We start from the raw sequence: 13,436 nt of genomic DNA on the forward strand, positions 1-13,436 counted from the left end.
CGAATAGCTTTAATAAGTGTTAAAGATAAATAAATTGTGTAAGAACCGATTCAAATGGCAGCAGAAATCCGCTGCTGATCATAGTGTTGCCTCCAAACTATTACGCCACAAATACACGAATAAATAAAACAGGCTTTTTTCTTTTAAAATGGACATGAATAACGCCATTTGGCGCTTATTCGGGAATTAGTGGCATTGTGAATGAACCTTACTCATAGCCCATTTCAGTAAAAAATAAATTTATGGGCCACCTTGATATTGCCACCTGTTTATGTAATTGCGCGGAGCAATGACTATATTGCGGATTATGAGGGAACAACAGCTTTTTTTTGCGGTCATATGTACATTATTGTTAAGCCTGTTTTTTAAAAAGACAGCTGCACAGAACGATGTCCTGATCCGTTTTAAAAAGCCCGCCAGGGATTTTACCGAATCAGTTCCGCTGGGCAATGGCCGTTTGGGTGCCCTGGTGTTTGGCGATGCTCAAAAGGAGCGGATCGCTTTAAATGAAATTTCATTATGGTCCGGAGGTCCCCAGGATGCAGACCTGGACAGCGCTTCCCATTATCTGAAGCCGATCCAGCAGTTGTTGCTGAGCGGAAAAAACAAAGAGGCCCAGGCTCTTTTAATGAAGCATTTTATTGCCAAAGGGGAGGGCTCCGGGCACGGGCAGGGCGCTCATGTTCCATTTGGGTGCTATCAGACAGCGGGTGATCTTACTATAGAGTGGCTGGATCCGCCGGCAATCACTACCAGGTATCAGAGAACCCTGGACCTTGAAAAGGCGCTGGCAAGCACCCGTTTTCAAAAGCATACTATTTCTTTTTCTGAAGAAGTCTTTACTGATTTCCTGAATGATATCATCTGGGTAAAATTAAAAAGCAGCAAAACCGGAGGCCTGCATATTGCCCTGACGTTGAACCGGCAGGAAAATGTGACTGCTAATTCAGCAAACGGTAATGAAATAATGATGCGCGGTCAACTGCCGGATGGAAACAACAAAGGAATGCAGTTTGCCACGCTGCTAAAGGCCTTTACAACAGGCGGCAGCATCCGGGCCGATGGGCAGCAGCTGGTAGTACAGCATGCCACTGAATGTATCATTGCTGTTGCCATCCGCACCAATTATAATTATGCTCACGGCGGGCTCAGCAATACTGTGGTTGCAGCACGGGTACGGGAAGACCTGCAAGCCGTTACCAGCGGCCGGTATGCGATGGCATTGCAGGCCTCTCAAAAAAAATTCAGCGCTTATTTTGACCGCTGCCGTTTTACCATGCCCGGAGGGTCCCCATCAGCCATACGGGATCTTTCTACAGAGGAGCGGCTGATAAGATATGCATCCGGCCAGCCGGATCCCCAATTGCCGGTGTTGTACTTTAATTTCGGGCGTTATCTTTTTATCTCTTCATCAAGGCCTGGCTTATTACCTGCCAACCTGCAGGGTCTTTGGGCGGTAGAATACCAGACTCCCTGGAACGGTGATTATCACATGAATATAAATATACAAATGAACTACTGGCTGGCAGAAACAACCAATTTGTCAGACCTGGCACAGCCGCTCTTTCAGTTTACCCGGAACCTTGTGGCAAACGGAGAAAAGACAGCGCAAAAATATTACAACGCAAAGGGCTGGGTAGCACATGTAGTTGCCAATCCCTGGTTCTTTACTTCACCGGGGGAAGGAGCCGAATGGGGCTCCACCTTAACAGGCGGGGCATGGATGGCAACCCATATATGGGAACATTACCGTTTTACAAAAGACAGGGATTTTTTAAAAACCTATTATCCTGTTTTAAAAGGAGCTGCTGCTTTTTTAGAATCGGTTTTAATAAAAGAGAAACAGCACGGCTGGCTGGTTACTGCTCCGTCCAACTCGCCGGAGAACACCTATATTATGCCTGATGGTTTTAAAGGCAACACCTGTATGGGCCCCACAATGGATCAGCAGATCTGCCGGGATCTGTTTGGTGCTGTAATTGCTGCAGCAGAGATACTGGGTATTGATAAAGAATGCGCAGCGCAGCTTACAGCAATCAGGAGCCGGTTAGCTCCTAACCAGGTAAGCCCTGCCAACGGGGGAATACAGGAATGGCTGGAAGACTGGCCTTCCACAGACCCGCACCACCGGCACGTATCCCCGTTATATGGTTTGCATCCTTATGATGAAATTACTCCCTGGGATACTCCGGAATTGCTGGCTGCTGCCCGGCAAACCCTGCTGCTGCGCGGTGATGCAGGCACCGGGTGGTCCAAAGCCTGGAAGATCAACTTCTGGGCAAGAACAGGTGATGGGGATCATGCCTTTAAAATGTTGAAAGAGTTGCTGCATCCGATACAACAGGGTGATGCCGCCAATTATCATAGTGGCGGCACTTATTCCAATTTATTTGATGCGCATCCGCCTTTCCAGATCGATGGTAACTTTGGAGCCACCGCCGGCATTGCTGAAATGTTGCTGCAAAGCCAGGGTAAGGATGAAGCCCTCCGTTTTTTACCGGCATTGCCGAAAAGCCCGGACTGGGCCACAGGAAAGATCTCCGGCCTGGTAGCACGGGGTCATTTTATTGTGGATATGGAATGGGAGCATAACCGGTTTAAAACGGCTTCCATCCTGCCAAAATTAACCGGAATCTGTAAACTGGTGCTGCCGCCAGGCAGGTATATTTATACCGCCAAAGGCCGGAAAATAAAACCCCTGCAGACTGCAAATAACATTACAATAATTGCTGTTCAAAGCGGGCAGCGATTAATCATAAAATAAACAGGGAGTTGGTCAGCCTGTTGCTGCATGCAAAAACTACAGACTCACGAAATTATTTTCTATTTTTAACCTCCATGAAAATTTTGCCTGTTGCAATACTTCCTGTTGCTTATTTTATAAGCGCTTTTTCCCTTATTACGGAAACAAGGGCGCAGACCACAACTGTCCATATTCCTGTTAAGATTGGCGTGCTGCCCAGGGGAAAGAACAATGCCATTACGGATGTAGCGGGTGTTTTGGTTGGACAAAAGACCCTGATCCGGGGAACGGATATAAGAACCGGCGCAACCGTTATTTTACCGCATAGCGGGAATATTTTCCAGGAAAAAGTGCCTGCTGCCATTTTCGTGGGCAATGGCTTTGGCAAGCTGGCCGGCAGCACCCAGGTGCGGGAACTGGGAAATATAGAAACCCCTATTATACTGACCAATACGCTGAATGTTGCCTCAGGCATCAATGCAGGCATTTCATATACCCTGTCTCAAAAAGGAAATGAAAATGTCCAGAGCGTGAACACCATTGTTGGAGAAACAAACGATGGATACCTGAATGACATCCGTGGGCGGTACGTAACCGAAAAAGATATTTCAGAAGCCATTTCCAATGCAAAAACAGGCCCTGTGGAACAGGGAAACGTTGGCGCCGGCACCGGCACTGTTTGTTTTGGCTTTAAGGGGGGGATTGGCACGGCTTCAAGAGTGCTTCCCAAAACATCCGGAGGTTATACGGTGGGCGTTCTTGTACAAACCAATTTTGGCGGTATACTGGAAATAGCCGGTGTTCCGGTAGGGGTTGAACTGGGCAACTATTTTTTAAGCAACCAGTTGAACAACCCTGTAGATGGCAGTTGTATGGTCATAGTAGCTACCGATGCCCCTTTAGATGCGCGTAATCTGGAGCGCCTGGCAAAAAGGGCTTTTATGGGCCTGGCAAAGACCGGGGGTATTGCCAGCAATGGCAGTGGCGATTATATCATTGCCTTTTCCGCAAACGCTGCTGTGCGCATTCCCCATGCAGCAAAAGAACAGCTTCATAAAACAGCAGTGGTGTTTAATGACGACATGTCTCCTTTATTTATGGCGGCTATTGAAGCTACTGAAGAAGCGATCCTTCATTCTCTTTTTGCCGCTCAGACTCTGACGGGCCGCAATGGTAATAAAGCGGAAGCGCTGCCAAAAGATAAAGTAATTTCGATCTTAAAAAAATACAACCGGTACCAGCCATGAGATGGACATTTGTAAATGATGCTTATTACGAGGAAGAAAAAGCCGTTCTTAAAACCGGCGATCTTGCCCTGCAAAGAGGGTATGCCGTATTTGACTATTTCAGAACATCTGATAGCCAGCCGTTATTCCCGGATGACTATCTTGACCGCTTTTTTAATTCAGCAAGCCGGTTGTTCATTACAATCCCACAGACGCGGGAGCAGATAAAGAATGCCATTGACTCACTGATTGAAAAGAACCAGATAGCAGGAGACAGCGGTATCCGCATGCTCGCCACCGGCGGCTATTCGCCAGACAGTTATACACCCGTACGGGGAAACCTGATTATTCAGCAACACCCCGTTGCATTACCCGGCAAAGAAAAATTTGAGCAGGGAATGAAAATTGTCACACATGAATATATGCGTGATTTCCCCGAGGTAAAATCGATCAACTACCTGATGGGCATCTGGCTGCAGCAGCAGCTAAAGGAAAAAGAAGCGGATGATGTAGTCTATTTCCGCAACAATATTATTTCCGAATTTCCGAGGGCCAATATCTTTATCGTAACCAGGGACGGAAAGCTGGCAACGCCCGCTCAGCACATTCTTCACGGTATTACCCGCAAAAAGGTATTACAGCTGGCCCATGAAATGCTGCCTGTTGAGAAGAGGGACATTTCCGTAAATGAGCTGAAAAACGCGGCAGAAGTTTTTATGACCAGTACCACCAAACGCCTTTTACCGGTTATTGCAATTGACGGTAATCCGGTAGGCAACGGCAAACCGGGCAAGGTCACCCGCCAGCTGTATGAACAGTTTATGGCAATGGAACTGCAATACCTGCACGCTGCTAAGTGAGCCTGTTCAGCAAAAGTACCGGTGCTGTGGAGGCATTATTGAATGCGAACATAAACTTCGCTGATACCGGAATCTGTGGGAAAAAAGCCTTGTAAAGTATAAAGGGTATCGTTGGAAACCTGGTAAAATACTTTGGGATCGGTTTTACCATTAAATTCAATCCTTGTCCCGAACCTGTTTTCAGGAACCACCTGCCCAACTACAGACTGGGCATCATTATCCCATACAACAGCAAATGTGCCGGATGCTGTTTGCTGTTTCTTCTCAAACCGGCTAAAGGAATTGCCCTTAAATACCAGCTTTGTTCCATTTCCGTTCTGATAATTGACGGGGGGCATATCGGTCATTCGCGACCTTAGTTCCCATGTGCCTTGCAAACGATCAATATCTGAATTAGGCAGGGTTGCGGGTTTTTTACAGGACGTAGCCGCCAAAATGGTGGCAACAGCAAATAAGGCAAGATATTTCATATGTTTTGATTTTATGCTAAAAACGTTCTCTCTTTTGAAAACGCAACAGGAAACATCAAAAATGATCTGCTAAAATCCTGAAAAGCAGGTACTGGTTATTTCTGTGGGAAACTATTTTCCCTTGTTGGCCAGCTGCCCGCAGGCGGCATCAATATCCTTGCCACGGCTTCGCCTCAGACGTACATTTACCCTGTGCTTTTCCAGGTAGGTCATGAACGCATCTACTTTTTCTTCTGAAGGTTTTGTGAATTTTGCAAATTCAATGGGATTATATTCGATTAAATTGACCAGGTCTGCCGGAACCTGCCGATAGATCCGGATCAGCTCATCAGCATCTTCCAGTGCGTCATTGAAATTGTTAAAGAGAATATATTCAAAAGTGATCTCATTTTTTGTCTGCTTATAAAAATAATTCAACGCATCTACCAGCGACTGGATATTATTAGTATCATTGATGGGCATGATCTCATGGCGTTTTTTATCATTGGCGGCATGCAGGGACAGTGCCAGCTTGAATTTCACCTTATCATCGCCCAGGTGTTTGATCTGTTTGGCCACGCCCGCAGTGGAAACGGTTATGCGCCGGGGGCTCATACCCAGGCCCTCCGGGGAGGTGATCCGGTCAATTGCTGCCAGTACATTCTTATAATTCAGCAAAGGCTCTCCCATGCCCATAAATACAATATTGGTTAGCTTTTTATCATAAACCTCAAGAGATTGCTGGTTGATCAGGGCCACTTCATCATAAATTTCATCAAAATTCAGGTTGCGTTTGCGCTCCAGGTAACCGGTAGCGCAAAATTTACAGCTCAGGCTGCAGCCGATCTGTGAGCTTACACAGGCCGTTTTCCGTTCATCAGTAGGGATCAATACGCCTTCTGTCAGATGTCCTTCAATGGTTTTAAAACGGGATTTTATGGTGCCGTCCTCAGAGTGCCGGGTGGTATCCACTGATAAAGCGGGGAAGCTGAAATCCCTGCTCAGCACCTGGCGTAACTCCTTGCTGATGTTGCTCATAGCATCAAAACTTTGCACAGGTTTTATCCACAACCAGTCATATACCTGTTTAGCCCGGAATTTTTTTTCACCAATGGATAAAAAATAAGCTTCCAGCTGGGTCAGACTGAGGTGGCGTATATTTTGCTGCTTTCCGTTCATGGTGCAAAGATACAGCAGGTTGAAGGTTTCAGCCGTTAAAAGATCCGGAACCGGTAACAGGATACAGGAAACCGGAAACGATTTCTATCTTTGCGCGCATGAAGATTTTAATGGTATGCCTGGGCAATATTTGCAGAAGCCCGCTGGCAGAAGGAATTTTACAGAAAAAAGCAGCTGAACTAGGCTTGGACTGGCAGGTAGACAGCGCGGGCACTAATGGTTATCATACAGGCGAAACGCCGCACCGGCTTTCACAAAAAGTTGCCCGCCTGCATGGCATTGATATCAGCCGGCAGCGGGCAAGGGATTTTGTTCCGGAAGATTTTGAACGGTTTGATAAGATCTATGCCATGGCCGGCGATGTGATCAGCGATATTCAATATCGTGCGGGGAAAAAATTTAATCCCTCAAAAACAGACCTGATCATGAATGAGGTACATCCCGGTAAAAACGAGGATATTCCGGATCCCTGGTACGGTACAGAGCCGGATTACCATGCCGTTTTTGAAATGCTTGACGAAGCAACAGACGCGATTATAAAGAAATACAGTATTGTGAACGAAAAAAACGCATAAACAACTTTTATTACTACAAATGACAAAACCATCCCTACCACAAGGAACCAGAGATTTTGATACCGCAACCGTACACAGGCGCAATTATATTTTTAATACCATTAAAAATGTTTTTGAATTATACGGCTTTCAGCCACTGGAGACCCCGGCCATGGAAAACCTGGAAACATTAATGGGCAAATATGGTGAAGAAGGCGATAAGCTTATTTTTAAAATACTGAACAACGGGCTTGATGAGCCCAAAAAGATCGATAAAACAAAAGAAGGGTTTGCAAAATTATTAGAAGGAAAATCCAGTAAAGATATTACGGAACGCGCCCTGCGCTATGATTTGACCATTCCTTTTGCAAGATATATAGCCATGCACTATAACCAGCTGACCCTGCCGTTTAAAAGATACCAGCTGCAGCCTGTGTGGCGTGCCGATCGCCCGCAAAAGGGCCGTTACCGGGAGTTTTACCAGTGCGATGCAGATGTGGTTGGAAGCAGATCGCTGTTGAATGAGCTGGAGCTGGTGGCTATTTACGCCACCGTTTTTAAAAACTTAAACCTGCCGGTTGAAATCAGGATCAATAACCGCAAGATACTGGCTGCGTTAGCCGCCCGGTGCGGTGGCGCCGGTAAAATGACCGATATTGCTATTGCAATAGACAAGCTGGACAAGGTTGGCCTGGAAAAAGTAGAGGAAGCATTAAAAGAACGCGGGTTAACGGAAGAGCAGGTGAGTCTCATCCGACAGTTCCTGGAAATTACCGGCACCAATGATGAAAAGCTTGCCGCTTTAAAAACAATCCTTGCCGGCAATGTAACCGGGCTTGAAGGGCTCAATGAGCTGGAATATATCACCCGGCAGACAGTGGCTAATATACAGGCCGCCACATTAGTGATAGACCCTACTCTTGCCCGCGGGCTGAACTATTATACCGGAACTATTTTTGAAGTAAAAGCCCTCAATGTACAAATGGGCAGTATTGGCGGCGGTGGCCGGTACGATGATCTTACCGGTCTGTTTGGTGTGCCGGGGGTTCCGGGCGTGGGCATTTCTTTTGGGGTTGACCGTATTTATGATGTGCTTACCGAGATAAACGGGTTTCCTGCCGATGTTTATGCAGGCACAAAGCTGTTGTTCTTTAACTTGGGGGTCAATGAAGCAATGAAAGCTTTTGAACTGATGCAGCGCCTGAGGCACAGAGGCATTGCAGCAGAATTATATCATGAAGCCGCAAAATTTGACAAACAATTTAAATATGCTGATAAAAAAGGAATTCCCTATATAGCTATTTTGGGCACCCGGGAACTGGAGACAGGAACCATAGTGATTAAAAAATTACAAACCGGGGAGCAAACACAGGTCACCTTTGCTGATTTGGAGAATTATACATTTTAAGACAGCAGCACATAATCAACAAATACTAAAAACCAATATACTATGACAAACGTGAAAAACAAAAGCCTGTTCATCCTGGGTATTTTCCTTACAGTTTTTATCGCAGCATGTAACAAAGGCGGCAAAACAGGGTTACTGATCCCCAATGATGCAGGCTTAGCCATCCATGTAGATCTGGCCACGCTCTCCTCCAAGCTATCCTGGGCAGAGATCCGGCAAACCTCCTGGTTTACCGAAGCCTTTAACAAATCAAAGGATTCCCTGGCCAAACAGTTATTAAATGATCCGGAAATATCCGGTATTGATCCTAAGGGAAGCCTGGTGCTTTTTTTAAAACGTACAGCCAGCAATGGTTATGTAGCTATTGAAGGGAGTCTGAAAGATGCAGCAAAGTTCTCCAGGATGATCGGGGAAACAAAGGATCATATAAAGGTTGCCAGGGATGGCGACCTGAATTTTGCTGAGATCGGCGATGACGAAAAATCAGTTATTTATTTCAACGACAGGCTTTTTGTTTTCATTGCAGATGCCTCCGACTTACAGGGCAAAGTTCCCGGCAGATATGGGAATGCCTTTGGACGTACAGAAAAATACAGCCTTGACAGTTTAAAAACATTTGCAAGAAATACCTTCCGGCTCAAAGGCGATCAGCTGTTAGACAGCGATAAGCGTTTTGAATCACTCATCAGCGATAAGGCAGATATGCATTACTGGGTAAACAGCGGCACTTTATACGGAGGTATGCTGTCCGGTGTTTTATCAATGATGAAATTCAGCACCATACTGGATGGAAATATTGGTGCCGGTAAGGTCAATTTTGATAATGGTAAAATAACCATGGAGGGCAGAAACTATTATGGTAAGGAAATGACCGATTTTATAAAAAAATATTCGGGCAAAACCATCAGTAATGAAACCATCAGCCATTTACCGGACGGAGACGTGCTGGGCGCGTTTGCCCTGAACTTTCCAACACAGGGCTTACTGGATTTCATAAAATTGCTGGGAGTAGATGGTTTTGCAAATGCAGGTCTTGCCAAATTAGGCATCAATCCTTCTGATATTTCAAAGGCGGTAAAAGGAGAATATGCCTTTGCTTTATCTGATATTACCGTTTCAAGCACACCGGCTGCTATTACATTGGATAGCGGCGAAAATATCTCATACGATAAAGACAAAACAAAATTTGATTTTGTTTTTGGAACAGCGGTTGGTGATCAGGCCGGTTTTCAAAAACTGATTGATGTATTCAATAAAGAAGTAAAAAGCCAGCTGCCCAAAACGGATAGCAGCAACAGTGAGGTAAAACAAAAGCTGGATAATAAATGGTTTGTTGTAAGCAATACCCAACCCGGTATTGACGCCTTTTTGGCGGGTAATAAAAAGCCGGCCTATGCACAATCGTTTAACGGGCATACTTTTGGCGGCTACATCAACCTTCAGAAGATCTTCCGGACTGTTATTGCCAACAGCAAAGATACTTCCTATAAAAAAGGCCTGGAACTATCTGCCGCCTTCTGGAAAAATGTTACCCTGTATTCAGACCTGAAAGATGGCGAAGCAAGCAGCAAAGTAGCAATCAACCTCTCAGATGCCAATACCAATGCATTGAAGCAATTGAATAGGTATATTGACCAGGTGTACCAGGCAACACCAAAAAAATCATACACGGAAGACTTTCCAATGATGGAAGATACAACAGTTACCCCTCCCGCACCGCCAACAGTTGTTCCGTCAAACTAATTAAAGGAGTTCATGAAGCTGGAAGTAAAAGATCTGCTGCCGGACTATTTTGAACAGGAGCGTAAAACCACATCAGAAATATGGGGAAAAGAGCTTTCTTTTTCCAATGGCGACCTGGTAAATATTGTGGCGCCATCCGGTACGGGCAAAACATCTTTAACTCATTTTTTATACAAAATGAGGGAAAGCTATACCGGCACCATTTTGTATGACGGAAAGAACCTGAAAAATTGCAGCAAAGAGGATATAGCCGCATTGCGTAAAGATCATGTAAGCATCATATTACAGGACATGCGGCTTTTTGAGGAGCAGACCCTGCTGGAAAACCTTGAAATCAAGCGGCAGTTAAACCCGTATCATCCGCAGGAGCGGATCATTGAAATGGCCCGGGCACTGGGCATTGACCACCGGCTGAACGCGCTTGCAAAAAACTGTTCGTATGGAGAGCAGCAGCGTTCTGTTATTATAAGAGCGCTGTTACAGCCTTTTGATATATTACTGATGGATGAACCGGTAAGCCATCTGGACGACAGTAATTCCAGAAAAGCCATCGGGCTGATTTTGGAAGAAGCCTTCAAAAGGAACGCGGCCGTTATTTTTGCAGAACTGGAAAGGGCCGCGTATTTTCCGGCAACACAGTTATATCACCTATAATCTTTTATTGTGGCAGTAGCATTTAAGCCCATAAAGCCTTTATTACAAACCGGTACCAGCGCCTATTCCCGCTGGTTCTCGTATATCGGGCTGGGAATTGGTGTTTTGTTATTGCTGTGCTCCGTGCAGATGTTCATCAATATCCAGCATTTGCTCAAAGAAGGAAGCATCCGCAAAGACGGGTTCGATTTTGTTTCCATTACCAAAAACATCACCAATGAAACAATGGGGCAACCGGAGAAAAATCTTTTTCAGCCGCAGGATATTGAAGACATAAAAAAGCAACCTTTTATTGCAGGGGTTTCTCCACTGCTGGCCAATGATTTCCGTGTTCAACTGAGCGCAGGAAATATTGTTCCCTTCAGCACGGATATGTTTTTGGAAGCGCTGGATAATGAATTTATTGATACGCTTCCCTCCAGCTTTCAATGGCAGGAAGGAGAGCAGAATATTCCCATCATTCTTTCCTCCGATTTTTTTGAAATCTATAATATTTTTGCCCCGGGGCAGGGCCTGCCACAGCTTTCCAAAGAATCTGCAATGGGCATGCCTGTTGTGATCACCTGTTTTGGCAGGGATAATTCAGTAAATTTTACGGGGAGGATCGTTGCTTTCAGTGATCGCGTAAATTCTGTATTGGTTCCTAAAAATTTCCTGGAATGGGCCAACCGGACGTTCAGCAACAGGAACCGGCAGGAGGCCAGCCGTTTATTTCTGAAATTAAAGGATGTGAATGACCCGCAGCTGATCCGCTACCTCGATTCAAAAAATTACGTCGTCAACAAAGACAAAACACTGCTTGGCAGAAATAAAATGGTACTGCAGGGCATCTTTAGCGGACTGGGCATTTTCGGATTGCTGGTAGTTGTATTAGCGTTGATGCTGTTTTCCTTTTACCTGCAGCTGGTTATTGCGCGCAGCAGGGAAAGCCTGGAGCTGTTATTAACACTGGGATATTCCCCCAAATGGCTGGGTAAAAATGTATCAAACCAATTCGTGCCTGTGTATATATTTATTGTATTGACAGCACTCTTGTTTACCCAACTGATGCAATGGGCTTTTCACAAATTTGTACTGTTCAACCGGCCGGAATTGTCAACCGCAGTAAGCTGGATGGTGCTCCTGTTAGCAGTATTGTTAATTCTGATGGCCGTTGTTACCAACGCAAGGCTCGTAAAAAAATTATTGCATCAGCTAGGGTAATCCTTTTTCCTTTGCTTCCGCCTGGTGCTCCTCCATTTCTGTACGCGCGGCACGGGCCTCACTCCTCCTGCCAAACTCAATACGGTACACCTGTATCAGCAGTATAAAATAGCTCATAAATAACGGGCCAAAGATCAGCCCCATTATGCCAAACAGTTTCAGCCCCAGTATTACACCAAAAACAGTGATCAACGGGTGAATATCCCCGATCTTTTTCAGGATGGTGAACCGCAGCACATTATCAATGCCGCCTACAACAACCAGGCAATAAAGCGTCAGCCATATACCGTTGGCTATATGCCCCGTGGCAAACTGCACAATACATATAGGTATCCAGACGATCATAGTTCCAACTGCAGGCACCATGGAAGCCGCTCCTGTTATCAGCCCCCACATCACAAAATTATCAACACCAAAGATCCAGTATCCCAGCACCGCCACAAGGCCCTGGCACAATGCCAGAATGGGTATACCAAGGGCGTTGGAGCGTACCATCATTTTTGTTTCTTCCCAAAGGGTATGTGTATTTTCATCGCTGAAAGGAATAAACAGGCGTACCCGTTTTTCCATTCCACGGGAATTGACCTGCATAAAGTAAAGAATGAACAGGGCAGTAAAAATATTCACAAATATTTCCGCTACGGAGTTCAAGATCCCCGGAAAATAAGCCGTTATTTTTCCAAGCGTGCGCATAACTGCCTCCTCAGAAAGGTTGATGCGGTTCAGCACCGGTTTGCTGGCTATAAAAGCTTTTACTGCATTGTATTTTTCAATAATGATCTGTTTATTGGCAAGCAGGCTGCTGATCTGCGGGATCATTACTTCAATGATCAGCCAGAGAGGAAGGGCAATAACAATAAGGGTAACCACCATTAAAAAAATACTCGCCAGCGATTTCTTCCATCTTCTTTTTTCTGTAAGTCTGAAATACGTATTCCTGAAAAGGATATATAGGGTTATGGCTCCTAAAACACCGGGCGTAAAATAACGCAGGTTAAAAAAAATCATAAATCCTATAATGCCAATAAGCAATATTAGTACGATTTGCCGGAGGATGTTATCATCGATCTTCTTATAACTCATAGAAAAAGTTTATACCTTAAAAATAAATATTTGTTTTAAGAGTCTGTGCCGGATTATTTATTAAATTATCAGGCAGGTAGTATTAATTTATAATATATTTATTATGCCGGCAGCTGTTTCATTGCTGCTGTGCGAAGTCTTTGGCTTCGCATCCTTTTTTTTCTTAAAAGTTTAAAACTTCCTCGCTGGGGCTGACCCCAAAGGCTCCTTGATTTTCCTATTGAGCCTGATGAAATATAGACAATTAAGGGATTAACCTTCGTCAACAGTTCGACAGGCTCCTGTGACATCAGGCTGATATTAGTTTTTGCTCAGCCTCCTGTATCCTAAGGCT

The 13,436-nt window shown here is 45.1% G+C and carries 11 protein-coding genes; 8 read left to right on the plus strand and 3 right to left on the minus strand.

Going from position 1 to position 13,436, the window contains the following annotated elements; translation table 11 throughout:
* Positions 1–307 precede the first annotated feature (307 nt).
* The 3 genes from A8C56_RS00205 to A8C56_RS00215 all read left to right on the plus strand — a co-directional run bounded on the left by A8C56_RS00205 (position 308) and on the right by A8C56_RS00215 (position 4,829).
* Positions 308–2,764, plus strand: coding sequence for a glycosyl hydrolase family 95 catalytic domain-containing protein (locus A8C56_RS00205; protein WP_067761355.1), 2,457 nt, complete (start codon positions 308–310; stop codon positions 2,762–2,764).
* A 74-nt stretch (positions 2,765–2,838) separates the two neighbouring features.
* On the plus strand, positions 2,839–3,990 hold the full coding sequence (locus A8C56_RS00210) for a DmpA family aminopeptidase (RefSeq protein ID WP_067750531.1): 1,152 nt from the start codon (positions 2,839–2,841) through the stop codon (positions 3,988–3,990).
* Positions 3,987–4,829 (plus strand): aminotransferase class IV, encoded by an 843-nt coding sequence (locus A8C56_RS00215; RefSeq protein WP_067750533.1) that lies wholly within the window; start codon positions 3,987–3,989, stop codon positions 4,827–4,829. The genes A8C56_RS00210 and A8C56_RS00215 overlap by 4 nt, the downstream gene beginning before the upstream one ends.
* Before the next feature lie 35 nt (positions 4,830–4,864).
* Here A8C56_RS00215 and A8C56_RS00220 read toward each other — a convergent pair whose 3' ends face one another.
* Together A8C56_RS00220 and rlmN are read right to left on the minus strand one after the other, a co-directional pair.
* A complete protein-coding gene (locus tag A8C56_RS00220; RefSeq protein WP_067750537.1) occupies positions 4,865–5,299 on the minus strand; it encodes a hypothetical protein in 435 nt (144 codons plus the stop codon).
* A 111-nt stretch (positions 5,300–5,410) separates the two neighbouring features.
* The gene (gene rlmN / locus A8C56_RS00225; protein ID WP_067750540.1) at positions 5,411–6,457 is read right to left on the minus strand and encodes a 23S rRNA (adenine(2503)-C(2))-methyltransferase RlmN; all 1,047 of its coding nucleotides are present in this window, start codon (positions 6,455–6,457) and stop codon (positions 5,411–5,413) included.
* Between the two features lie 98 nt (positions 6,458–6,555).
* On the opposite strand from rlmN, the gene A8C56_RS00230 reads away from it, so the two are divergent.
* Genes A8C56_RS00230 through A8C56_RS00250 form a run of 5 tightly spaced genes read left to right on the plus strand, consistent with a single transcriptional unit; the run spans position 6,556 to position 12,019 of the window.
* Complete coding sequence (locus A8C56_RS00230; RefSeq protein WP_067750542.1) at positions 6,556–7,032, plus strand: low molecular weight protein-tyrosine-phosphatase; 477 nt, start codon at positions 6,556–6,558, stop codon at positions 7,030–7,032.
* 19 nt (positions 7,033–7,051) lie between these two features.
* Complete coding sequence (hisS, locus tag A8C56_RS00235) at positions 7,052–8,419, plus strand: histidine--tRNA ligase (protein WP_067750545.1); 1,368 nt, start codon at positions 7,052–7,054, stop codon at positions 8,417–8,419.
* A 42-nt stretch (positions 8,420–8,461) separates the two neighbouring features.
* Positions 8,462–10,162, plus strand: a complete 1,701-nt coding sequence (locus tag A8C56_RS00240) for a DUF4836 family protein (protein WP_067750547.1) — start codon at positions 8,462–8,464, stop codon at positions 10,160–10,162.
* Positions 10,163–10,174: 12 nt separating this feature from the next.
* Positions 10,175–10,816: an ATP-binding cassette domain-containing protein gene (locus A8C56_RS00245; RefSeq protein WP_067750549.1), complete on the plus strand. Its 642-nt coding sequence runs from the start codon at positions 10,175–10,177 to the stop codon at positions 10,814–10,816.
* Positions 10,817–10,825: 9 nt separating this feature from the next.
* The gene (locus A8C56_RS00250; protein ID WP_067750553.1) at positions 10,826–12,019 is read left to right on the plus strand and encodes an FtsX-like permease family protein; all 1,194 of its coding nucleotides are present in this window, start codon (positions 10,826–10,828) and stop codon (positions 12,017–12,019) included.
* Here the strand turns inward: A8C56_RS00250 and A8C56_RS00255 are convergent.
* Positions 12,011–13,102, minus strand: a complete 1,092-nt coding sequence (locus A8C56_RS00255) for an AI-2E family transporter (RefSeq protein WP_067750555.1) — start codon at positions 13,100–13,102, stop codon at positions 12,011–12,013. The two genes, A8C56_RS00250 and A8C56_RS00255, sit on opposite strands and share 9 nt — an antisense overlap.
* Positions 13,103–13,436: the final 334 nt, after the last annotated feature.

Source organism: Niabella ginsenosidivorans (assembly GCF_001654455.1).
Lineage (GTDB): Bacteria > Bacteroidota > Bacteroidia > Chitinophagales > Chitinophagaceae > Niabella > Niabella ginsenosidivorans.

Excerpts from the sequence above, each read along its gene's own strand:
- A8C56_RS00205 (WP_067761355.1), top strand. The coding sequence starts at position 308 with ATGAGGGAACAACAGCTTTTTTTTGCGGTCATATGTACATTATTGTTA.
- A8C56_RS00210 (WP_067750531.1), top strand. The coding sequence starts at position 2,839 with ATGAAAATTTTGCCTGTTGCAATACTTCCTGTTGCTTATTTTATAAGC.
- A8C56_RS00215 (WP_067750533.1), top strand. The coding sequence starts at position 3,987 with ATGAGATGGACATTTGTAAATGATGCTTATTACGAGGAAGAAAAAGCC.
- A8C56_RS00220 (WP_067750537.1), bottom strand. The coding sequence starts at position 5,299 with ATGAAATATCTTGCCTTATTTGCTGTTGCCACCATTTTGGCGGCTACG.
- rlmN (WP_067750540.1), bottom strand. The coding sequence starts at position 6,457 with ATGAACGGAAAGCAGCAAAATATACGCCACCTCAGTCTGACCCAGCTG.
- A8C56_RS00230 (WP_067750542.1), top strand. The coding sequence starts at position 6,556 with ATGAAGATTTTAATGGTATGCCTGGGCAATATTTGCAGAAGCCCGCTG.
- hisS (WP_067750545.1), top strand. The coding sequence starts at position 7,052 with ATGACAAAACCATCCCTACCACAAGGAACCAGAGATTTTGATACCGCA.
- A8C56_RS00240 (WP_067750547.1), top strand. The coding sequence starts at position 8,462 with ATGACAAACGTGAAAAACAAAAGCCTGTTCATCCTGGGTATTTTCCTT.
- A8C56_RS00245 (WP_067750549.1), top strand. The coding sequence starts at position 10,175 with ATGAAGCTGGAAGTAAAAGATCTGCTGCCGGACTATTTTGAACAGGAG.
- A8C56_RS00255 (WP_067750555.1), bottom strand. The coding sequence starts at position 13,102 with ATGAGTTATAAGAAGATCGATGATAACATCCTCCGGCAAATCGTACTA.